Here is a 21648-nt window from a genome sequence, read left to right as displayed (position 1 = left end):
GGGCGTCGCCCGTGGTGCCGCCGGCTCGGCCGGCCTGGCAGCACCCGGAGAAGCGCGACCGGAGGACGAGCCGGCGAGGAGCGCGCACCGGCCGGGGCCCACGCACCGATTGGTGCTCAACCGGTCGGTAGGTAAATCAGGGAGCGCATGACCTCCCGGACACCCCGCGCGGTGGAGGGCGCCACCAGCACCCCGACCCGCGCGACCACCACGACGACCTTCCCGGCGCGGACCTCCCCCGTCCCGGTGACCGGTTCTTCCTCGGCCGGCCCCGCATGCTGGCGAACCTGTTCAGCGTCGAGCTGTGGGGGCGCTTCTCCTTCTACGGCATGCAGGGCATCGTCCTGCTGTCCATGTACTTCGCCACGACCGACGGCGGACTGGGCATCGACCGCGCCACGGCCGCGGGCATCGTGGGCGCCTACGGCGGTGCCGTCCACCTGTTCGCCATCCTGGGCGGAGGGGTGGCCGACCGGCTCCTCGGGTCCGAGCGGACGATGTTCCTCAGCGGCGTCCTCATCATGGCCGGCCACGTGTCGCTGAGCCTCGTCCCCGCGGTCGCGGGCCTCACGATCGGCCGGGTCCTCATCGCGATCGGGTCGGGCGGGCTCAAGGCCACGATCACCGGCCTGGTGGGCGCCCTCCACGACCGCCAGGACCCCCGCCGCGACGCCGGCTTCTCGATCTTCTTCCATGGGCGTGAACATCGGCGGACTCCTCGGGCCGCTCCTGACGGGCTTCGCGCAGAAGACCTGGGGCTTCCACCTGGGGCTTCCACCTGGGCTTCGGACTGGCCGCGGTCGCCGTCGTCGCGGCCGTAGTCCTCACGGGTGTGCTCGACGCGGAGAACCTGGCCGACGTCGTGGTGGGCGTGATCGTGGTGGCGGCCGTTGCGCTGTTCGTCCTCCTGCTCACCAGCAGGAAAGTCGACGACGACGAGCGCTCCCGCGTGCGGGCGTTCATCCCCCTGTTCATCGGCTCCGCCGCGTTCTGGGCGCTGTTCCAGCAGCAGTTCACGGTGATCACGATCCATTCGGACACCCGCCTGGACCGGTCACTGGGCACTGGGCACTGGACCATGCCGATCTCGTGGGTCCAGTCCTTCGACCCCTTCTTCATCATCCTGCTCGCGCCGGTGTTCGCGGTGCTGTGGACGAGGCTGGGCGACCGTCAGCCCGGCACGCCCACCAAGTTCGGCCTGGGCATCGTGCTGATGGGGTCGGCGTTCCTGGTCTTCCTGCCCATGGTCGGGGTGTCCTCGGTGCCCGTCCTGTGGGCCGGGCTGATCCTGCTGGTCGCCACCCTGGGCGAGCTGATGGTCTCCCCCGTGGGCCTGTCCCTGTCCACCAGGCTGGCCCCGCGCGCCTGTCCCGTGCTGATGGTCGCCCTCTGCTGTCTCTCGGTGGCGCTGGGCACGGCTCTGTCCGGCTCGCTGGCCGGCTACTACAGCGAGCAGACCGAGGCCGCGTACTTCGGGACCCTGGGCGCCGTCACGATCGCCGTCGGCGCCACCCTGCTCGTGCTGTCCCCCTGGATCCGGCGGATGCTGCGCGGGGTCCGCTGACGACCGGGCCGGTCGCCCGCCGTCAGGTGCCGGACGAGCCGCGGACGAGGTCCCGCACGACGTCCGCGGCGGGGACCTCCCGGGCGGACGCGAAGGACGGGCCGGCCCACAGGGCGATGGCCTCGGGGTCCCCCGCCTCCGCCCCGGCCGCCCGGATCGGCCTGGTCAACTGGTTGACCTGCGGATATGCCGCTGGAGCAATATCTGTGAAGCGGTCGATGAACTCGTTGCGCACACCGCGCGCCAGCCGGCCCGAGAACGCCCGGGTCACGGCGGTCTCCGTGTAGCGGCCCGAGCCGAGGGCCTCCCGGTACGCGGCGGAGGTCCCCGCCTCGTGCGTGCGCAGCAGGAGCGTGCCGATCTGGACGGCGTCCGCGCCGGCGGAGCGGGCCGTGTCCGCCTCCGCCGCGGAGGCGATGCCGCCCCCGGCCACGATCGGGACGTCCACCGCGGCACGGACCGCGGCGACGAGCTCCGCCAGGGGCTCCTGGCCCGGGACGTCCTCCGCGCGGTGGGTGCCCCGGTGACCGCCGGCGGCCGGCCCCTGGACCGTCAGCAGATCGGCCCCGGCCCGCACCGCGGCCTCGGCCTCCGGGACTGAGGTCACCGTGACGGACGTCGTGCTGCCCACCGCGGCGAGCCGCTCCAGCACGGGGGCCGCGGGCAGCCCGAAGGTGAACGAGACGACCGGCACCCGCAGCTCCTCGAGGAGCTCGAGCTTGGCCGCCCACCCGTCGTCGTCGGCGGGGTCCGTGTCCGGCAGCTCCACCCCGTACCGGCGCGCCGTGTCCCGCAGGGCCTCCCGGTAGGCCCCGACGGACAGGTGCACGGCGGGGTCGACCGCCGTCCCGGGGGCCGCGGTGTTCGCCGCCTGCGGGACGAACAGGTTCACCCCGAAGGCGCCGTCGGTCAGCGTGCGGACCTCCTCGACGTCCGCGCGGAGACCCGTCACAGAACGGTTGCCGGCGGCCAGGAACCCCAGTCCGCCGGCGGCCGTGACCGCCGCTGCCAGCGCGGGGGTCGACGGCCCTCCCGCCATGGGGGCGCCCACGAACGGGACGGACAGGTCGTTCAGCCGGAAGCGGTACGGGTTGCTCACCATGCCACCAGGCTAGGCAGACGGAGGGTGCGCGTCACCCCTGGGCGCGGCACAGGGCGTGGCATAGGCTGTGGCCACGATCATCCGCCGCCGAGGTCCGCCGCCCGACACGAACGATTCGAGGCATCCGATGGCCCAGTCAGCCGATTCCAAGACCCGGTCCCGTCCACAGCCGGAACTCAAGCGGGTCATGGGCCCCGGGCTGCTCCTGCTGTTCATCGTGGGCGACATCCTCGGCACCGGTGTGTACGCCCTCACCGGCAACATCGCCGGTGAGATCGGCGGCGCCGCGTGGGCGCCGATCCTCGTGGCGTTCGTGGTGGCGACCATCACCGCGTTCTCCTACCTCGAGCTCGTGACCAAGTACCCCGGCGCCTCGGGGGCGGCGCTGTACACGCACAAGGCCTTCGGCATCCACTTCATCACCTTCCTGGTGACGTTCGCCGTGCTCAGCTCCGGCCTGACGTCCGCCTCGACGGCGGCCTCGGCCGTGGCGTCGAACTTCGCCCGCGGCTTCGGCCTCGAGACGAGCACCACGGGCATCACCGTGATCGCCGTGACCTTCATCGCGATCCTGTGCGCCATCAACATCCGCGGCGTCACCGAGGGTCTCGCGTTCAACGTGGTGCTGACGTCCATCGAGCTCACCGGGCTGCTCATCGTGATCCTCGTGGGCTTCTGGGCCTCCTTCCAGGGCCAGGCCGACTTCAGCCAGACCATGGTCTTCGAGACCTCGGAGGACAAGGGCATCTTCCTCGCGCTGACCGCCGTGACCTCGCTCGCCTTCTTCTCCTTCGTGGGCTTCGAGGACTCCGTCAACATGGTCGAGGAGACCAAGAACCCCAGCCGCGACTTCCCGCGGGTCATGCTCTTCGGCCTGGGTCTGACGGGCACCATCTACATCCTGGTCTCCATCTTCACGGTGGCGGTGGTGCCCATCGGCGTGCTCGGCGAGTCCACCACGCCCCTGCTGGACATGGTCCGGATCGGGGCCCCGAACATCCCGATCGACACCATCTACCCGTTCCTGACGATCTTCGCCGTGGCCAACACCGCCCTGATCAACATGCTCATGGCCTCCCGCCTGCTCTACGGCATGTCCCGGCAGGGCGTGCTGCCGGACTTCCTCGGTCACGTGCTGCGCGGCCGGCGCACCCCCTGGTCGGCCATCGTGTTCACGACCCTCCTGGCGATGGGCCTCATCGTCGTGATCAACAACCTCCTCGGCAGCGGCACGGCCAGTGCCCTCGGCGGCACCACGGCCCTCCTGCTGCTCGGCGTGTTCACCGTGGTCAACATCGCGGCCATCATCCTGCGCAAGGACCACGCCCCCACCCACGACTACTTCCACGCCCCCCGGATCATGCCGTACCTGGGCGCGGTCACCTGCGCCTATCTGGTGGGGCCATGGGCGCAGGACCTCATCGAGTACCAGATCGCCGTGGTCCTGCTGCTGATCGGCCTGGGCCTGTGGATCCTCAACTTCCTCTACGACCGCCTGTTCCTCGGCCGCAAGGTCCGGTTCGAGCACCCGGAGGATCTCGCCCGCATGGAGGACGAGCCCGAGGGGACGGACCCGCACCGCGGACCCTGATCCGTGGTCGTCCGCACCCCTGCCGCGCCGCTACCCGAGGAGAACCCGTGACCGTCGTCGTCGGATACATGCCCACCGCCCCCGGACACGCGGCCCTGGACGCCGCCGTCCTGGAGGCCGAGCGCCGCGGCACCGGCCTGGTGGTGGTGCAACCGCGGCCGAAGCGCCACCAGCCCCCCGAGCTCGGCTCGGACATCGACGTGGAGCAGGAGAAGCTCGCCCGCTCCGGGGTGCGCTACGAGCTGCGGGAACCGGACCACGACAGCGACCCCGCCGACGTCATCCTCGACACCGCGCGCGAGCACCGTGCCGACCTCATCGTGCTGGGCATCCGGCGGCGCTCACCCGTGGGCAAGATCATCATGGCGAGCACGGCACAGCGCGTCCTGCTCGAGAGCCCGTGCCCGGTGCTGTGCGTCAAGGCCGTCTACGACTGAGCCCGGGATTTTATTTCTGTTTTCGAAATATTAGTCTGGTCCCAGACCTCGGCGACTCCGGTCCCGCGCGGGGGTCTGTCGGTCTCCGCGGCTCCGACCTGCTCCAGCCGCTCGCGAAAGGCCCGCCATGACCACCTCGGCCCCCACTGCGTCCCGGCCCGCCCCCTGGGAAGGGACCCCCGAGCCCCCCCGACGCCCCCGCTGGGCCACGCTGCTGCGGATCCTGCTGCCGGCGCTGCTGATCGTGGGGTGGCTCGCGGTGGCGGGCGTGGGCGGGCCCTACTTCGGGAAGATCTCCGAGGTCTCCACCAACGACCAGTCCAGCTTCCTGCCCGAGTCGACCGAGTCCACGCAGGTCACCCAGCTGCAGGGCGAGTTCCGGGACTCGGAGGCGATCCCGGCGATCGTCCTCCTCGTCCGGGAGGGCGGGCTGAGCGACGCGGACCGGGCGTGGGCCGAGGAGGCCGCCGCGTCGGTGCAGGCGAGCGGCCTCCCCGAGGGCCGGACCTCGCCACTGATCCCGTCCGAGGACGGGGAGGCCTTCCAGCTCGTGGTGCCCCTGCCCGACGGCGAGGTCGTCGACGACGTCGAGGCCCTCGCGGCCCAGTTCGAGCGGGACCGGCCCGAGGGCCTGCAGAGCTACGTCACGGGTCCCGCCGGGTTCACGGCGGATCTCGTGGCCGGTTTCGCCGGCATCGACGGGCTCCTGCTGGGCGTGGCGCTGGCCGTGGTCTTCGTGATCCTCCTCGTGGTCTACCGGTCCCCCGTGCTGCCCGTCCTGGTGCTGCTGACCTCGGTCTTCGCCCTGAGCGCGGCGATCCTGGTCGTGTACTGGCTGGCGGCCAACGAGCTCGTGACCATCAGCGGACAGGTGCAGGGCATCCTGTTCATCCTCGTGGTCGGCGCCGCCACCGACTACTCGCTGCTGTACACGGCCCGGTACCGGGACGCCCTGCTGCACCACCGACGACGGGCGGAGGCCACCAGGGCGGCCCTCAAGGGCTCCGTCGAACCGATCGTGGCCTCCGGCGCCACCGTCATCGCGGGCCTGCTGTGCCTGCTGCTGTCCGACCTCGCCTCGAACAAGGCGCTGGGCCCGGTGGCGTCCGTCGGCATCGTCATGTCCATGCTCGCGGCCCTGACGTTCCTGCCGGCCGTCCTCCACGCCACGGGCCGGGCGGCCTTCTGGCCGTTCCTGCCCCGCTACGACGCCTCGGGCACGGAGCGCGTGCGCGTGGTCGAGCACGGGGCCGGCAGCCGTCCGACCGTCGAGGGCCGGGGCGTGTGGGCCGCGGTGGCCCGGTTCGTGGCCCGCGCCCCGCGGGCGATCTGGGTGGTGACCACGGTGGTGCTCCTCGCCCTGGCCGGGTTCAGCACCCAGTTCCAGGCCTCGGGCGTGGAGCAGAGCGAGCTCGTGCTCGGCGAGTCGCAGGCCCGGGACGGTCAGGAGGCCCTGGCCCAGCACTTCCCCGGCGGTTCCGGCAGCCCCGCGATCCTGCTGGTCCCCGCCGCTTCCCTGGACGCCGCGGTCGAGGCGGTCGAGGACACCGAGGGGGTCGCCGGCGTCGTCGCCGTCGCCACCGACTCGCCGTCCGGGACCCTGCCCCTCGGGGAGGACGCCGCCCCGCCGGTGGGACCCTTCGCCGGGGCCGAGCCGACCGAGGCGCGGGGCCTCTACCAGCTGCAGGCCACGCTGTCCGACGCCGCCGACTCCCCGGAGGCCGAGCAGACCGTCCGGGAGCTGCGCGAGAACCTGGGTGCGGTCGACGAGGAGATCCTCGTGGGCGGCACCACGGCGACGAACATCGACACCAACGAGACCTCGATCGCCGACCGCACGCTGATCATCCCGGTGATCCTCGTGGTCATCACCCTGATCCTCATGCTGCTGCTGCGCTCCGTGCTGGCGCCCGTGCTGCTGATCCTCACGACCGTGATCTCCTTCTTCACGGCCCTGGGCGTCTCCGCCCTCGTGTTCAACCACGTCCTGGACCTGCCCGGCGCGGATCCCTCGGTCCCGCTCTTCGGCTTCGTCTTCCTCGTGGCGCTGGGCATCGACTACAACATCTTCCTGATGTCGCGGGTGCGGGAGGAGTCACTGGCCCACGGCACCCGCGCGGGCATCCTGCGCGGACTCACCCTCACCGGCGGGGTGATCACCTCGGCGGGCATCGTGCTCGCGGCCACGTTCGCTGCCCTGGCCGTCATCCCGATCATGTTCCTCGTGCAGCTGGCCTTCATCGTGGCGTTCGGCGTGCTCCTGGACGCACTGATCGTCCGGTCGCTGCTCGTGCCGGCGCTGACCTACGACATCGGCCGGACCATCTGGTGGCCCTTCCACCGGCGGATCGAGCCCTGAGACGCAGCGGGGTGCCCGGGGCCACGGCTCCTGGCGGCCCGCCGCGCGGCCCGGGACCGTCGAGCCCCGCCTCCCCGGGACCCCAGCTCCTCGGGAGCCGTGCTCCGCCGCCCTGACGGCTCGCGGCCTCCCGGACCGGTCGGCGCGTCAGGCGGCGTGGTGGTCGGTCCGCCGGGCCACGACCGGCATCCGTGCGGTGTCGGGACGAGCGTCCTCCGCAGGGCTCTCCTCGGCGACCGGAGCCTGGTCGACGTCGTGCCACGCCGCGTCCTGCTGCTGCCAGCCGAAACCGTAGGCGAGCGCGGGCACGACGTGGTTGGCGAGTCCGCACCCCACCGCCAGGCCCGCCCACGCGACGGGGAACGAGGCGAGGACGTCGAGGGGATAGTGCACGCCCAGGTAGAGGCGCGAGAGCCCGACGAGCACGGCGGTGCCCAGACCTGCGACGAGAGCGGCGGAGCCGAACCTCGAACGACGCACTGCGAGGCCGAAGGCCGCCGCGATGGCCACGGCGGCTCCCGCGTGCCCGGAGGGGAAGGACGTGAGGCCCTCCACGAGGACCAGCGGCTCCGGGAACGCCGAGCCGTCCGGCCGGGGGCGGCCGACGGCGACCTGCACCATCCGGACCGCGGCCCAGCCGGAGAGCGCCGTGACCGCGAACCCGGCGGCGTCCCACGGGCGCCGGCGCGCGAGCGCGAGCCACGCGGTGAGTGCGGCGACGATCGCGAGCGCCCCCGGGGTGGAGAACGCGTGGTGCAGCACGAGCGCGAGTGCGTCCAGGACGCCGAGGCGTGCCGCGTCGAGCCGGTGCAGGACCTCGGTCTCCTGTGCCGCGACCCCCGGGGAGTACACCAGCAGCCGCCCCACGGTCGCCGTGACCAGCACGACGATGAAGGGGACGACCACCCACTGGTGCAGCTGGGGGAGGGACCAGGTGGAACGGGCCGGCCGGGGGGAAGAGTGCTGCGCCGGATGTGACATGCCCACCACCCTGGCACACGCCGGGTTCCCGGTATTGCCCAACGCCCGGTCGGCAAGAGAGTTCGGGAAGATTTCCCCGAATCGATACAGAGAATGACAAATCATGAAGCTTGCGGCCGGGATCGGCACGTCCGGCGCCCGTGCGTGACGCTCCGCGTCGTCCCCGGAACGGATCGTACCTTTCTCACCCGGAAAAGGATGATAAGCGGGAACACAGCCGGAGTTTCACGTGGAACTCCGCCGACAAGCGTCCTGCACAACCGGAAAACACTGTTCTTCGTGGCAAGTGTGCCGGCATCCCGGCAACCGGCTCTCGGTGACGCAGTCCCGTACTGTCCCCTGCTCAGGGGACAGGCCTGGATCGACACCGGCCCGGCTAGACTGGACCGCCACTCCCACCCTGCCGTCCGACCCGCGAGGAGCACCCGTGTTCAAGAAGGACCCGTCCCGCAGCACCCGCCCCGCCGTCTCCCACACCGAGGCCGTGCAGCACGTGGAGGAGGGCGGTGTGGCCATCTACTGGCGGCCCGGGTGCCCGTTCTGCGGCATGCTCGAGCGCGGACTCGGCCCGGACGCCGGGCGGGCCGTCTGGGCCAACATCTGGGAGGACCGGGACGCCCTGGCGTTCGTCGAGTCCCTCAACGACGGCAACGCCACAGTGCCCACCGTGGTGACCGCTTCGGAGCACTTCGTCGCGGCCTCCCCCGCTCAGGTCGCCGCCGCGAAGGGACTGATCGCCGAGGCCGGCAAGGTCCTCTGAGGACCCGTGGACGGGGAGTCTCCCACCGGACCTGCCCTCGTGGGGCGGAGAGGCCGGACTGCTGCTCCCTCTGTCTTCGACCTCTGAACGCTGACTAGAATGACACTCCTGTTCCCGTTCACCGGTGAAAGAGGACGATGATGTCCGAGTCCGTCGGGTCCCCCGTTCCACCCGGCTCGCAGACGTCCCTGCGCAACGCCAACCAGCGCCGGGTGCTCGACACGGTGCGCCGTGACGGGCACCTCACCCAGGCCCAGATCTCCCGGCGCACCGCGCTGGCGCCCTCGACGGTGTCCAACATCGTGCACCAGCTGATCGACGCCGGGCTGCTCGTCATGGAGACGGACGGCGCCGGACGCCGCGGCCAGCTCATCGGCTTCCGGGGCTCGGCCGGCCACGTGGTCGGCATCGACGTGGGACACCGCCACGTCACGGTGGCCGTGGCGGACCTGAATCAGCGGATCCTCGCCCAGCGGCGCCACGAGCTGCCCGACGAGCACCGCTTCGCAGAGGACCTCGAGCTGGTCGGCAGGACCCTCGACGCCCTGCTCCGGGTCCACGGCACACCACGGTCCGGACTGCTCGCCGCCGGTCTCACCCTCCCCGCCCCCGTGGACCTCGAGGGCCGGCTGGTCAGTGCGAGCCCGATCCTGCCGGCGTGGAGCGGGATCGACGTGCGCGAGGAGGCCGGCCGCCGGCTCGGGCTGCCCGTCGTCGTCGAGAACGACGCCAACGCGGGCGCCCTCGGCGAGCACGCCTGGGGCGCCGGGCGGGGAGCCCAGCACATGGCCTATCTCAAGATCGGCCACGGTGTGGGCGCGGGACTGGTCCTGAACGGCTCCCTGTTCCGCGGCGCCACCGGCTCCGCCGGGGAGCTCGGCCACACCACCGTCGACGAGCACGGCAGGGTGTGCCGGTGCGGCAACCGCGGGTGCCTCGAGACCTACGTCTCCTCCCGGGACATCACGCGCCTGCTGGCCGCCACCCACGGCGCCGACCTGACCGTGCCCGACCTCGTGACCGCGGCCCTCGCGGGTGACGTCGGCTGCGGGCGGGTCATCGGCGACACCGGCCGCCTGCTCGGCACCGCGGTGGCCAACCTGTGCAACACCATCAACCCCGAGCTCGTGGTCGTCGGCGGCGAGATCGCCCGGGCCGGTGAGCTGCTGCTCGCCCCGCTGCGCGAGGTCGTCTCCCGCCACGGGGTCCGCGGCAGCGTCCGGGACCTGCGGATCGAGGCCGCCCGGCTGGGGATCGAGGCCCACGTGGCGGGCGCCGTGATCCTCGCCCTGCAGCACGCGGAGCTGCCCGCCGGCGCCGTCCCGGGAAGATGACACGCCGCGCACCTGTCGTCTTCGACTAATGGACATTCAGCGCACCGAGTTTTAGTGTGGACCGCGTCACAGGAACCCGTCGGCGTCGACGGGCGCGTCCACCCCGGGGTGCGGCGGTCGGCACGGGTCGACCTCACGCCGATCTCTCCACCAGCAAGGGAGCTGTCCGATGAGCCAAGACGCCACGACCCCGACGGTCGCGGAGCAGCCGAACACCAAGGCCGTCCTCAGAATCAGCATCATCGCCGCCTTCGGCGGCTTCCTCTTCGGCTACGACTCCGCCGTGATCAACGGTGCGGTCTCCGCCATCCAGGAGGAGTTCGGTGTCAGCCCGGGGCCCCTCGGCTTCGCCGTGGCCGCCGCGCTGCTCGGCGCGGCGGCGGGCGCGTTCACCGGCGGCCGGATCGCCGACGCCCTGGGCCGCGTCCCCGTCATGAAGATCGCGGCGGTGCTCTTCCTCGTCAGCGCGATCGGCTGCGGCGTGGTCGACAGCTTCGGCTGGCTGATCTTCTGGCGCATCGTGGGCGGCGTCGGCGTGGGCATCGCCTCCGTCATCGCCCCCGCCTACATCGCGGAGGTCGCCCCGGCCACCGTGCGCGGACGCCTCGGCTCGCTGCAGCAGATGGGCATCGTGCTCGGCATCTTCATCTCCCTCGCCGTGGACGCCTGGCTCGCCGGCATGGCGGGCGGTTCCACCGAGGAGCTGTGGTGGGGCCTCGAGGCCTGGCGGTGGATGTTCATGGCGGAGGCCATCCCGGCCATCGCCTACCTGATCGGCGCCTTCACGATCCCGGAGTCCCCCCGCTACCTGGTGGAGGACGGCCGTCCGGACGAGGCCCAGGCGGTGCTGGCCAACCTGCAGGGCTCCGCGTCGGCGACCGAGCGCGTGCGCCTCATCAAGGAGTCCCTCCGGAGCGAGCGCAAGCCCCGGATGTCCGACCTCAGGGGCCGGATGGCCGGCCTCAAGCCCATCGTGTGGGTCGGCATCGGCCTGGCCGCACTGCAGCAGTTCGTGGGCATCAACGTGATCTTCTACTACTCGAACGTGCTCTGGCAGGCCGTGGGCTTCACCGAGTCGAACTCGTTCACCATCACGGTGATCACGTCCGTGGTCAACGTCGCGGTGACGATCGTCGCGATCGCCCTCGTCGAGAAGGTGGGCCGCCGCCGGCTCCTCCTCGTCGGCTCGGCGGGCATGACGCTCATGCTGGGCACCCTCGCCGTGGTGTTCGCCACCGCGAACGTGGTGAACGGCCAGCCCGATCTCGGCCCGACCTCCGGTCCGATCGCGCTGGTGGCCGCCAACCTGTTCGTCGTCTTCTTCGGCGTCTCCTGGGGTCCCATGATGTGGGTCCTGCTGGGCGAGATGTTCCCGAACCGGATCCGCGGTGCCGCGCTGGCCGTGGCCGGGTTCGTGCAGTGGATCGCCAACTGGCTGGTCACCGTCACCTTCCCCGCCCTGGCCGCCTTCTCCCTCGGCGTCGCCTACGGGCTCTACGCGTTCTTCGCGCTCATGTCCTTGCTCTTCACGGTCAAGATGGTCCGCGAGACCACCGGCATCGAGCTCGAGGACATGCAGGACTGACGCGGCGGCGGTTCTCCCCGGCGACAGCGGCCGGCCCTCCCCCGGCGGGGAGGCCGGCCGTCGTCGTCCCCGGACCCCGGCGCCCGGGCTCCCGTCCCGGCCCCGGGACCGCACGGCGCACCACCGGTGCTGTGCGTCCTTCTTTACCGCTCCGTGACCCTCAGGACACGGAACGCCGCCGTCATCGGGTATTTTCGGAAGACCTGCGCGCGAACCGGACCCCCGAGCCGGTTCCGGCCTGCCCTGTCCACTGCTCCATTTTCAACGGCGAAAAGGACCCACGTTGACCCAGACCACTGCGGACCCCGCATCCCCCGCACAGACCACCGCCCGCAAGTCGGCGGGCCACGTCATCGTGGACACGCTCGTGGCGCACGGCGTCGAGCGCACCTACGTGGTGCCCGGTGAGTCCTACCTCGACGTGCTCGACGGACTGCACTCCTCCCCGATCGAGACGGTCGTGTGCCGGCACGAGGGCGGGGCCGCCTACATGGCCGAGGCCGACGGGAAGATGAACTCCGTGCCCGGCGTGGCCATGGTGACCCGCGGGCCCGGTGCGGCCAACGCCCACGTGGGCCTGCACACCTCGTGGCAGGACTCCACCCCGATGGTCCTGTTCGTGGGCCTGATCCCCTTCGAGCACCGCGACCGGGAGGCCTTCCAGGAGTTCGACCCGCACGCGTGGTTCGACTCGGGGGCCAAGCGCGTCATGGTCCTCGACCACGCCGAGCGGGCCTCCGAGATCGTGGCCGAGGCCATGTTCGCCGCCAACTCGGGCCGGCCCGGCCCCGTGGTGGTCGGGCTGCCCGAGGACATCATCAAGCGGGAGATCGACGCGGCCCTGCACCCGCCGATCCCCGTCGCCACCGGCGGCATGACGGTCCAGGACTGGAAGGCGCTGCGCGACGCCCTGGAGACCGCGGACAAGCCCCTGTTCGTGACCGGCGGCAACGACTGGACCCACGAGGGCGCGGCGGGACTGACGAAGTGGCTGGAGGAGCACCACCTCCCGGCCGCGGCGGAGTGGCGCACCGAGGGCACCGTCCCCTTCGACTCCGACTCCTACGCGGGCCCCATCGGCTACGGCCGCCCCCAGCCGACCTTCGACATGCTCGAGGAGACCGACCTGCTGGTCTTCGTGGGCACGGTCCCCGGCGACGTGATCACCAACGGGTTCCTGGTCCGCCAGGACTGGAACAAGAAGAACTTCCTCGTCACCATCGACCCCTCCCTGCGCGGTCGCTCCGGGCCGGTGTCCTACCAGATCGTGGCCAAGCCGGACGTGTTCGTGCGCGACCTCGTGCGCATCGACCTGCCGGCCAAGCCGGCGTGGAAGGAGTGGACCGCCCGGCTGCGCGCCCAGCAGGTCGAGTTCTCCGCCCCCGTGTCCACGGAGCCCTCCGGGGGCCGGGCCCGGATGGACACCCTGATGGCCCACCTCGTGGCGGGGCTGCCCGACGACGCCATGTGCACCTTCGGCGCCGGAGAGCACACCAACTGGGCCCACCGCTACTTCCCCGCCAAGGGGTACGCGGCGATGATCTCGGCCCGCAACGGCTCCATGGGCTACTCGGTGCCCTCGGCCGTGGCCGCGTCCCTGCGCTACCCGGGCCGGCGGGTGGTGACGATCGCCGGTGACGGCGAGTTCCTGATGAACGGCCAGGAGCTGGCCACCGCGGCCCAGTACGGGGCCACTCCCCTGGTCATCGTGATGGACAACCAGGAGTACGGCACGATCCGCACCCACCAGGAACGGGACTACCCGGACCGGGTCTCGGGCACGCAGCTGAAGAACCCCGACTTCGCCCTCATGGCCCAGTCCTTCGGCGGGTTCGGGGTCCGCGTGGAGACCGACGCCGAGATCCCCGGCGCGCTCGAGGCCGCCCTCAAGGCCATCGACGAGGAGGGCCGCTTCGCCCTGATCCACCTCATCGTGGAGCAGCGCGTCAAGGCGTACTGACCCGCAGTCCGTCCACCGCCCGCGCGGTGACCCGGGCAGGGCCGCGTCCGCCCGCGACGCGGCCCTGCCCCTTGTGGCCCCGCGCTGCCGTGGGACACTGCGGTGCCGCTCAGCCGGCCAGCGGATGCGCGAGCTCGTCCTCGCGCATCCGCCCGGCCCACAGGGCTACGAGTCCGAGCGCCGGGGTCAGCAGGGCCACGGTCCAGAAGATCACCGGCAGCGGCACCACCTGCGCCACGGGCCCCGCGACCGCCATGGACACCGGCATGAGGGCGATCGAGACGAAGAAGTCGAGGCTCGAGACCCGTCCCAGCATGCGGCGCGGCACCCGGCGCTGCAGGAGCGTGCCCCACAGCACCATGCCCGCGCCGTCCCCGGCGCCCACGAACGCCAGGCACAGCGCCATGACCCAGAACGAGTCGGTGGTGGCGACCAGGCCGAAGGGCAGCGTCCCGAACCCCCACAGCACGATCATCCAGCTGAGGTAGCGCCGGGGCAGGGGCAGGGAGGCGACCACCAGGGAGGCCAGCGCGCTGGCACCGCCGTAGCACGCCAGCAGGTAGCCGAACGTGGAGGCGTCCCCGCCCAGCCGGTCCCGGACCAGGAACGGGACGAGCACCTCGAGGGGACCCAGCAGCAGGAACACCGCGAGCACCGCCCACAGCAGGGTCCACAGCAGCCACGGGGTGCGCAGCGTGTAGCTCACGCCCTCCATGAGGTCCTCCCGCACGGACCGGAGGGCACCCGCAGGCTCCTGCGGGGGGTGCCGTTCCGCGGCGCCCGGTGCCGGGGACGGCTCCCCGGCACCGGGCACCGGGGCGGGCCGGCCGGCACCCGGCCCCGGGGCGGAGTCCCCGACCGAGTCCCCGGCCGGCTCCGCGGTCGGCCCCGTGCCGGGTCCGGCGTCGTGGCCGGCGTGGCCGGGCACGTGCAGGCGCAGCAGCAGCGCGAGCGCGGCGGCGTGGCAGAGAGCGATCAGGGCGAGCGCACCACCGGGCGCGGCCACCCCGATGAGCACACCGGCCACGGCCGGTCCCGCCGCCTGCTGCAGCAGCGGACGCGCCGTGCCCTCCATCCCGTTGGCCGCGAGCAGCTGCCGGGCGGGCAGGATCCGGGGCAGCGAGGCCGAGTAGGCCGGGTAGAAGAAGCCGATGCCCGCACCGAACACGAAGGCCGCGGCGGCGAGCTGCCACATCCGCAGCCCTCCCGTCAGGGCCAGGACGGCCACCGTCCCCGCCGTCAGGAGGTTGGCGGTCTCGACGAGGCGCAGCACCCCGGCCAGGGGGAAGCGGTCGGCCGCGATCCCGCCCACGAGCACGAAGACGAGCATGCCGAGCGCGCCCGTGGCCGTCACGGCCGAGAGGTCCACGGCCGTCCCGTCCAGCTGCAGGACCTGGTTCACGAGGGCCACCGCCCACATCCCCGCGCCGAACACGCTGACGAACATCGCGAAGGCGAGCACACGGTACCGGCCGAGCCGGAACGGCTCCAGCGCACGGGGCAGGGGCATGCCCCCAGTGTCCCCCCGAGCGGTCTCCCGCGCACAGGGCATCCGGTGGTGGGGCCCGCGGATCCGTAGGACACTGGGGCGGTGCAGACCTTTCTCCCGTACCCGGACTTCGCCCGCTCCGCGCGGGTCCTCGACCGCAAGCGGCTCGGCAAGCAGCGGGTGGAGACCCTGCAGGTGCTGCGCGCGGCCACCGTGCCCGGCTACGGGTGGTACCGCCACCCGGCCACGGCGATGTGGTCGGGGCACGTGCCCGCCCTGGTCGCCTACGGCCGCGCGATGGTGGACGAGTGGACCGCCCGCGGCGGGGCCGACAGCACGGGGTGGCAGATCCGCGAGTTCGCCCCCGAGGCCTGGGACCGCTGTCCCGACGACGACGTGGCCCCGCCGCCCCCGTGGCTCGGCGACGAGGCGTTCCACCGCTCGCACCGGTCGAACCTGCTGCGCAAGGACGAGGAGCTCTACCGCGGGGTCTTCCCCGACGACCCGGCCGGCCTGGACTACGTGTGGCCCGTGCTCGCGGAGGGCCGCACGCCCCCCGTCGAACCGCCGCACGGCCGACGGGCGTGGGTCCTGGCGCCGGGTGCGCACGAGGCGGCGGGCGGCGCCGCCGTCGTCGTGCCGTTCCGCGTCCCGGAGGGCGTGCGGGAGAGCCACTGGATGCAGGCGGTGGCCCGGGTCGAGCAGGAGCTGCGGGAGGGCGAGCCCGTGCTGCTGCTGCACGGGGCGCCCGGCCCCGAACAGGTCGTGGAGCGGGCGGTGCTGAACGAGAACGTCCACCACGCCGTCGCGGGGTTCTCCCTCGAGCTGGAGCGCGGGGACCGGATCCTGCGCCGGGAGCTGCCCGCGCCCGCCCGGCTGCAGTCCCCCCGGCCCGTCTTCGCTGTCCCCGCCGAGGCCGTCGGCGCGGACCCGGGCGCACCAGGGGTTTAATCCGGCGTCACGCACGTTCCGGGTACACAACCGTGGGTAGCATGTCACCCACCGGCGCCCGGCGCGCCCGACACCAGGAGGCGCGCATGCGAGGGTCCCACGTCCCCAGCACGGGCACGGTCACCGTCACCGACTGGCCCGATCCGCAGGCCCGGGAACCCGGTCAGCTGGTGGTGCGCATGCTGCACGCCGCGATCTGCGGATCGGACCTGCACGCGGCCTTCCACGGGCTGCTCCACGCGGAGGGGCCGCGCCGCCCCGGCTACCCCGGCCACGAAGGGGTCGGCGTGGTGGTCGAGTCCCGCTCGGAGCGCGTCCCGGAGGGCGCCCTCGTGCTGACGGTCCCCCAGGGCGAGATGGGCGGGTGCTTCGCCGAGCTCCAGCTGCTGGACGACCTGCACGTCGTCGAGCTGCCCGCCGGCACGGACCCGGAGGACTCCCTGCAGCTGAGGCGGCTCATGATGGCCCAGCAGTACGGCACCTGCCTCTACGCCATGCGCCAGTTCTGGCCCGTGGAGACCCCCGCCCGCCGGGCGCACACCTGCGTGGTGATGGGCGCGGGCTCCGCCGGGCTGTTCTTCGTGGAGGAGGCCCGGCGGCTGGGCTTCGAGCACGTCGTCGCGTCCGACCTGGACGCGGGGAGGCTCGACGTCGCCCGGAGGCTGGGCGCCGTCCCCGTGCGGGTGCCGGAGCAGGACCTCGCCGCGGTCGTGGCCGAGGTGACCGGGGGCCGTGGCGCCGATCTCGTGATCGAGGCCGTGGGGCACGACGTGCTGCGCGACCAGGCCGTGGAGCTCGCGGCCGACCGGGGCATTGTCGGCTTCTTCGGCCTGCCGGAGCGGCACGGGCCCACCGAGGTCCCGCTGTGGACGGCGTTCCGCAAGAACCTGCGGCTGCAGTGCTCCGTGGCGGCGCAGGCCGAGCCTGGACTGACGTCCTTCCGCGAGGCCCTGCGCCGGATCTCCGAGGGCGAGATCGACGTGGAGCACTGTCTCGGTCCCGAGTTCCCGCTCGAGCGGATCGCGGAGGCCATGCAGCGGGCCGAGGAGCACCGGCCCGGGGACATCAAGCTGACGATCACGCCGTGACCACCCCACCCCGCTCCGTCGCCGGGTCTCCGCCGGAAGGCCGCCCCGGCGCGGCGCTCCCCGCTCTGCCGTCCGTCGCCGCCACGACCGACAGCTCGCTCGCCGTGCAGGTGATGACCGCGGTGCGCCGGGCGATCACGGCGGGAGAGATGGAGCCGGGGCGGCTGTACTCCGTGCAGCAGCTGGCCTCCGCCATGGACGTCTCCCGCAGCCCCGTGCGGGAAGGCCTGCTGCGGCTGGGCGAGGCCGGGCTGATCCGGTTCCACCGCAACCGCGGCTTCGAGATCGTCGAGGTCAGCCCCGCCGACGTCGCGGAGATCTTCGCGGTGCGCACCGCCCTGGAGGTCCCCGCCGCCCGGCGGGCCGCCCGTCTCGCGGGGCCCGAGGAGCTCGACCGGATCCGGGCCCAGTGGAGGACGATGCACGACGCGGCCCGCGCCGGGGACCTCGAGGCGACGACCCGGGCCGACGAGGGACTGCACCGGCTGCTGCTGCTGGTCGCCGACAACTCCCAGGTGCTCCGGCTCGTGGAGCGGCTGCGCACCACCACGGCCTTCCTGGGCGTCGTGGCCGCCACGTCGCGGCGGCCCGTCGACGAGCTCGCACGGGAGCACGACACCCTGGTGCAGGCCGTCCTCGCCCGGGACGAGGAGGCGGCCGGGCGCGCCATGCGCGAGCACCTGACCTCGACCGCGCGACGGCTCGTCGCCCAGGCCCTGCTCGCTCGGCGCACGCCCGCCGAACGCGTCGAGGAGCTCACCGCGCAGGTCTGGGACGCCGCGACCGCGGGGTACTGAGCTCGTCCGGGACCTGCCGCCGCGACGGACGCCGGGGGCAGTCGGGCCGATCCGGACAGGAGCGACGGGGGCGAGGAGCAGTCGAATGCCCCAGCACGGCATCGACGGGCTGGGGCATTCGACACGGTTGCCCGGGGGTGCATCCGTGCTGACCGGACAGGATCGGGGGCTCCTGCCGACCAGCGCCAAGGTAGGTGGCCTCCGTGACGGGACGGCCAACGGCAGGTGAACACCGGTGCATGCCATGGACCTGGACGGGCTCCGCCCCGGCGGGCACGAGCTCGTCCGGGCGCTCAGTCCTCGTCGTCCCCGCTCTCCCGCGGGAGGCGCACCTCGAAGCGGCAGCGGCCCCGCGGGTCCTCGCCCGCGCTGATCCTTCCCCCGTGGGCCTCGACGATCTCCCGGCTGATGGCCAGGCCCAGTCCGGATCCGCCCGTGTCCCGGGTCCGGGAGTCGTCGAGCCGCACGAACCGCTCGAAGACCCGTTCCCGGTCCTCCGGCGCGATACTGTCGCCGTCGTTGTCCACGGTCACGACCGCCTCCTCCCCCTCCACCCGCAGGGACACGGCGATCCAGGTGTCCGCGTGCCGCTCCGCGTTGGAGAGCAGATTGCGGACGACCTGCTGCAGCCGGCCGGCGTCCCCCCGGACCCGCACGGGGTCCATCTGCACGCGCACCTCGTGCCGCGAGGCCGGACGCATCCGGGCGAGCTCCTCCCGGACCACCTCGTCCAGGTCGGTGTCCGCGATGCGCAGCCGCAGCCCGGCGTCGTCGATCTTGGCGAGGGTCAGGAGGTCCTCCACGAGCTGTCCCATCCGGCGGGACTGGGATCTGAGCACGGGGGCGACCTCCGGCCACGTCGCCCCGGACGGGTCGGAGGCGGCCACCTCGATCGTGGTGGTGAGGGTGGCGAGCGGGCTGCGGAGCTCGTGGGAGGCGTCCGCGACGAACCTCCGCTGCGCGCGGTCGGACGCCTGCAGCCGGTCCAGCATCCCGTTCATCGTGGTGGCGAGCACCGCGATCTCGTCCCGGGTGGGGGGCACGTCGACCCGCTCCCCCAGGCGGGCCGTGCCGATGCCCCGGACCTGTCCGGTGATGCGCCGCACCGGGGCGAGGGAGCGGCCGACGAGGAACCACATGAGCGCGGCCCCGAGCAGCGCCAGCACCGGCCCGCCGACCAGCAGGAACAGGGACACGGTCTGCAGGGTGCCCTGCTGCAGCGCCATGGGCACCGCCACGGTGAGCGTCAGGGGCTCACCGTTGACGTACATGCCGTGAGCGACATACACGTGGTCGTCGGTCCCCGGCACCGGCCCTTCCCCGGTGGCCGCGGAGTCGGAGGACTGCCCCGGCTCCAGGACCGGCACGGACAGGTCCGTGTCCAGCGCGCTCGCGGGCGACGCGGCCACCACCCGGCCCTCCCCGTCCTGGAGCTGCACGATGACCCCCGGCCGGCCGAGTCGCAGCATCAGCTCGCCGAGGCCGGCGCGCGTGAACACGGCGGTCTCCCCCGCCGTGCCCCCGGCACTGCGCGGCCCCCACGGCAGACCCAGGTCCTTCAGGATCTCGGTCTGCCGGGCCACGGCCTGGTCGTGGGCGGCGCCCACGGCCGCGCGGCTCAGGACCTCGAGCAGCACGGCCCCGGCCACGGCCATCACGAGGAGGATGAGCAGCGCCGCGGCGGCCGTGCTGCGCTCCCGCACCCCCCACCGGTCGAGAAGACCCCTCCCGCGGGGGGTCACGACGCCGCTGTCCCGGGCTCGTCGGGGACCAGCCGGTAGCCCATGCCGCGGACCGTCTGCAGGGTGGAGAGACCGAAGGGGGCGTCGATCTTCTTCCGGAGATAGCCCACGTACACCTCGACGATGTTCTCGGAGCCCTCGAAACCGGCGTCCCAGGCGTTGTCCATGATCTCGAGCTTCGAGACGACCTTCTCCGCGTTCTGCATCAGGTACTGGAGGATGACGTACTCCTTCGCGGTGAGCTCGAGCGTCTGCCCGCGGCGGGTCACGGTCCGGCGGACGGGGTCGAGCCGGAGGGAGCCGACCGTGAGCACCACCGGCCGCTCGGGCGCGCCCCGGCGGATGAGGGCGCGCAGCCGGGCCACGAGCACGAGGAAGCTGAAGGGCTTGGTGAGGTAGTCGTCGGCGCCGAGGTCGAAGGCGTCGGTCTGGTCGTACTCGCCGTCCTTGGCCGTGAGCACGAGGACGGGGACCCAGTTCTCGGCGGCGCGCAGGTCCTCGAGCACGGCGTAGCCGTTCCGGCCCGGCAGCATCAGGTCCAGGACCACGACGTCGTAGGGGTTCTCCCGGGCCAGCCACCCTCCGGTGATCCCGTCGTGGGCGACGTCGACGACGAAGCCCTCGTTCGTGAGACCGCGGCGCACCGACTCCGCGAGGTCCACCTCGTCCTCCACCAGCAGCACGCGCACGCGTCTCCCCGTTCTCGTCCGTGGGCGCGGAGGGATCCGCCCCCATCCAGTCTTCCGCACGCGGCCTGAGGATCGGTTGAGAACGCCGTCCCGGATCGCGCGCTCCTCCTTCTCCCCAGCCGGTGCACAACTTTGTCCACAGGTGTGGAGAACTGTGTGCACAGGTCGCTCTCCACAGCGTTATTAACAGCTGTGGAAGCCGCCGTGGCCCTGTCCACACCGTTGCTCACAGGTGTGGAATTCCACCGGTGTAACTTGTCGACAGGTGGGGACAAACCCTGTGGAGAAGGCCACCGGTCCTCGGTGCGCGGGTGCTCGCGGGCGGTTTCGGCACGGTGTCACCGGCGGCGTCCGGCGCCGTGACGCCTGCGTGTGGTGAGCGTGTAGCCGAAGGCGACCAGGCCCCCCGTGAGGAGCCCGCCCAGGTGCGCCTGCCAGGCGATGCCGGGAAAGAGGAACCCGAAGACCACGTTCACGCCGATCAGCACCGCGATGGGCGTGATGGACTGCCCCAGGTGGCGCTGCAGCACGAACAGGCCGCCGAAGAGGCCGAAGACGCCCCCGGACGCGCCGACCACGAGGCTGAGGGGGTGCGACAGCAGCAGGACGCCCACGGAGCCGCCCAGGATGGAGAGCAGGAACAGCAACAGGAACCGGCCGCGCCCCAGTGCGGGCTCGAGCATCCGCCCGAACAGGTAGAGCATGTACATGTTCAGGAGCAGGTGCAGCGGACTGGACATCGAGTGCAGGAACCCGCTCGTGAGCATCCGCCACGGCTCGGAGGTCGTGGTCACGGGGGCGTAGGCGAACATCTGCACCAGGCTCGGGCCCGCCGCCTGCACGAGCCACTGCAACGCGTAGACCACGGCGTTGGCGCCGATGAGCCACCACGTGACGAGCATCGGGGAGCCCTGGGCGGCCCGGCCGCCGAGGCTCGTGCGCACGGCCGGACGCGTCCGCCTCGACTCCTGCACGCAGTCGACGCAGTGGACGCCCACCGCGGCCGTGCGCTGGCACTCCGGGCACGTCGGCCGGCCGCAGCGCTGGCACCTCACGTACGCCGGCCGGTCGGGGTGGCGCGGGCACACCGGGATCTCTCCCCCGGTGGACGCGCCGTACTGCGGTCGCTCGCCGCTCACTGGAACTCCTCCTGGGCCGGTCCGGGCCCGGGTCGCTGGACAGGGATGGACGGGAACGGCGCAGGCCCGCCCGGATCGCT

The 21648-nt window shown here is 72.6% G+C and carries 18 protein-coding genes; 12 read left to right on the top strand and 6 right to left on the bottom strand.

Annotated features, from left to right (window positions below; translation table 11 throughout):
* The first annotated feature begins 275 nt into the window (after positions 1-275).
* Together ACH9D2_RS01670 and ACH9D2_RS01665 are read left to right on the top strand one after the other, a co-directional pair.
* Positions 276-821, top strand: a complete 546-nt coding sequence (locus ACH9D2_RS01670) for an oligopeptide:H+ symporter (RefSeq protein ID WP_396361020.1) — start codon at positions 276-278, stop codon at positions 819-821.
* Between the two features lie 11 nt (positions 822-832).
* Positions 833-1564 carry an oligopeptide:H+ symporter gene (locus ACH9D2_RS01665; RefSeq protein WP_396361019.1) on the top strand — a complete coding sequence of 244 codons (732 nt, stop codon included), beginning with the start codon at positions 833-835 and terminating at the stop codon, positions 1562-1564.
* A gap of 22 nt (positions 1565-1586) precedes the next feature.
* Here ACH9D2_RS01665 and ACH9D2_RS01660 read toward each other — a convergent pair whose 3' ends face one another.
* A complete protein-coding gene (locus tag ACH9D2_RS01660; protein WP_396361018.1) occupies positions 1587-2666 on the bottom strand; it encodes a nitronate monooxygenase in 1080 nt (359 codons plus the stop codon).
* Between the two features lie 127 nt (positions 2667-2793).
* On the opposite strand from ACH9D2_RS01660, the gene ACH9D2_RS01655 reads away from it, so the two are divergent.
* From ACH9D2_RS01655 to ACH9D2_RS01645, 3 genes are all read left to right on the top strand, one after another.
* Positions 2794-4257, top strand: coding sequence for an APC family permease (locus ACH9D2_RS01655; protein ID WP_396361017.1), 1464 nt, complete (start codon positions 2794-2796; stop codon positions 4255-4257).
* Positions 4258-4304: 47 nt separating this feature from the next.
* The gene (locus ACH9D2_RS01650; protein WP_396361016.1) at positions 4305-4694 is read left to right on the top strand and encodes a universal stress protein; all 390 of its coding nucleotides are present in this window, start codon (positions 4305-4307) and stop codon (positions 4692-4694) included.
* A gap of 127 nt (positions 4695-4821) precedes the next feature.
* On the top strand, positions 4822-7053 hold the full coding sequence (locus tag ACH9D2_RS01645) for an MMPL family transporter (RefSeq protein WP_396361015.1): 2232 nt from the start codon (positions 4822-4824) through the stop codon (positions 7051-7053).
* A gap of 147 nt (positions 7054-7200) precedes the next feature.
* Here ACH9D2_RS01645 and ACH9D2_RS01640 read toward each other — a convergent pair whose 3' ends face one another.
* Positions 7201-8034 carry a phosphatase PAP2 family protein gene (locus ACH9D2_RS01640; RefSeq protein ID WP_396361014.1) on the bottom strand — a complete coding sequence of 278 codons (834 nt, stop codon included), beginning with the start codon at positions 8032-8034 and terminating at the stop codon, positions 7201-7203.
* Positions 8035-8461: 427 nt separating this feature from the next.
* On the opposite strand from ACH9D2_RS01640, the gene ACH9D2_RS01635 reads away from it, so the two are divergent.
* The 4 genes from ACH9D2_RS01635 to ACH9D2_RS01620 all read left to right on the top strand — a co-directional run bounded on the left by ACH9D2_RS01635 (position 8462) and on the right by ACH9D2_RS01620 (position 13673).
* Complete coding sequence (locus ACH9D2_RS01635; protein WP_396361013.1) at positions 8462-8794, top strand: glutaredoxin domain-containing protein; 333 nt, start codon at positions 8462-8464, stop codon at positions 8792-8794.
* Positions 8795-8934: 140 nt separating this feature from the next.
* Complete coding sequence (locus tag ACH9D2_RS01630) at positions 8935-10128, top strand: ROK family protein (RefSeq protein ID WP_396361012.1); 1194 nt, start codon at positions 8935-8937, stop codon at positions 10126-10128.
* A gap of 169 nt (positions 10129-10297) precedes the next feature.
* Positions 10298-11713 (top strand): sugar porter family MFS transporter, encoded by a 1416-nt coding sequence (locus ACH9D2_RS01625; RefSeq protein ID WP_396361011.1) that lies wholly within the window; start codon positions 10298-10300, stop codon positions 11711-11713.
* Positions 11714-11996: 283 nt separating this feature from the next.
* Positions 11997-13673 (top strand): thiamine pyrophosphate-dependent enzyme, encoded by a 1677-nt coding sequence (locus tag ACH9D2_RS01620; protein WP_396361010.1) that lies wholly within the window; start codon positions 11997-11999, stop codon positions 13671-13673.
* A gap of 109 nt (positions 13674-13782) precedes the next feature.
* Here ACH9D2_RS01620 and ACH9D2_RS01615 read toward each other — a convergent pair whose 3' ends face one another.
* A complete protein-coding gene (locus ACH9D2_RS01615) occupies positions 13783-15183 on the bottom strand; it encodes an MFS transporter (protein WP_396361009.1) in 1401 nt (466 codons plus the stop codon).
* 81 nt (positions 15184-15264) lie between these two features.
* On the opposite strand from ACH9D2_RS01615, the gene ACH9D2_RS01610 reads away from it, so the two are divergent.
* The 3 genes from ACH9D2_RS01610 to ACH9D2_RS01600 all read left to right on the top strand — a co-directional run bounded on the left by ACH9D2_RS01610 (position 15265) and on the right by ACH9D2_RS01600 (position 17998).
* Complete coding sequence (locus tag ACH9D2_RS01610) at positions 15265-16113, top strand: MSMEG_6728 family protein (RefSeq protein ID WP_396361008.1); 849 nt, start codon at positions 15265-15267, stop codon at positions 16111-16113.
* Between the two features lie 86 nt (positions 16114-16199).
* Complete coding sequence (locus ACH9D2_RS01605) at positions 16200-17201, top strand: zinc-binding dehydrogenase (RefSeq protein WP_396361007.1); 1002 nt, start codon at positions 16200-16202, stop codon at positions 17199-17201.
* The gene (locus tag ACH9D2_RS01600; RefSeq protein ID WP_396361006.1) at positions 17198-17998 is read left to right on the top strand and encodes a GntR family transcriptional regulator; all 801 of its coding nucleotides are present in this window, start codon (positions 17198-17200) and stop codon (positions 17996-17998) included. The genes ACH9D2_RS01605 and ACH9D2_RS01600 overlap by 4 nt, the downstream gene beginning before the upstream one ends.
* 293 nt (positions 17999-18291) lie before the next feature.
* Here ACH9D2_RS01600 and ACH9D2_RS01595 read toward each other — a convergent pair whose 3' ends face one another.
* The 3 genes from ACH9D2_RS01595 to ACH9D2_RS01585 all read right to left on the bottom strand — a co-directional run bounded on the left by ACH9D2_RS01595 (position 18292) and on the right by ACH9D2_RS01585 (position 21568).
* Positions 18292-19740, bottom strand: coding sequence for a sensor histidine kinase (locus ACH9D2_RS01595; RefSeq protein ID WP_396361005.1), 1449 nt, complete (start codon positions 19738-19740; stop codon positions 18292-18294).
* The gene (locus ACH9D2_RS01590) at positions 19737-20429 is read right to left on the bottom strand and encodes a response regulator transcription factor (protein WP_396361004.1); all 693 of its coding nucleotides are present in this window, start codon (positions 20427-20429) and stop codon (positions 19737-19739) included. The genes ACH9D2_RS01595 and ACH9D2_RS01590 overlap by 4 nt, the downstream gene beginning before the upstream one ends.
* Before the next feature lie 338 nt (positions 20430-20767).
* Entirely contained in the window at positions 20768-21568 is an 801-nt protein-coding gene (locus ACH9D2_RS01585; RefSeq protein ID WP_396361003.1) for a rhomboid family intramembrane serine protease, read from the bottom strand.
* Positions 21569-21648: the final 80 nt, after the last annotated feature.

Origin of the sequence: Kocuria rhizosphaericola, assembly GCF_044462205.1 — a bacterium.
GTDB classification, from domain to species: domain Bacteria; phylum Actinomycetota; class Actinomycetes; order Actinomycetales; family Micrococcaceae; genus Kocuria; species Kocuria rhizosphaericola.
This window is presented reverse-complemented; position numbering and strand designations above follow the sequence as displayed.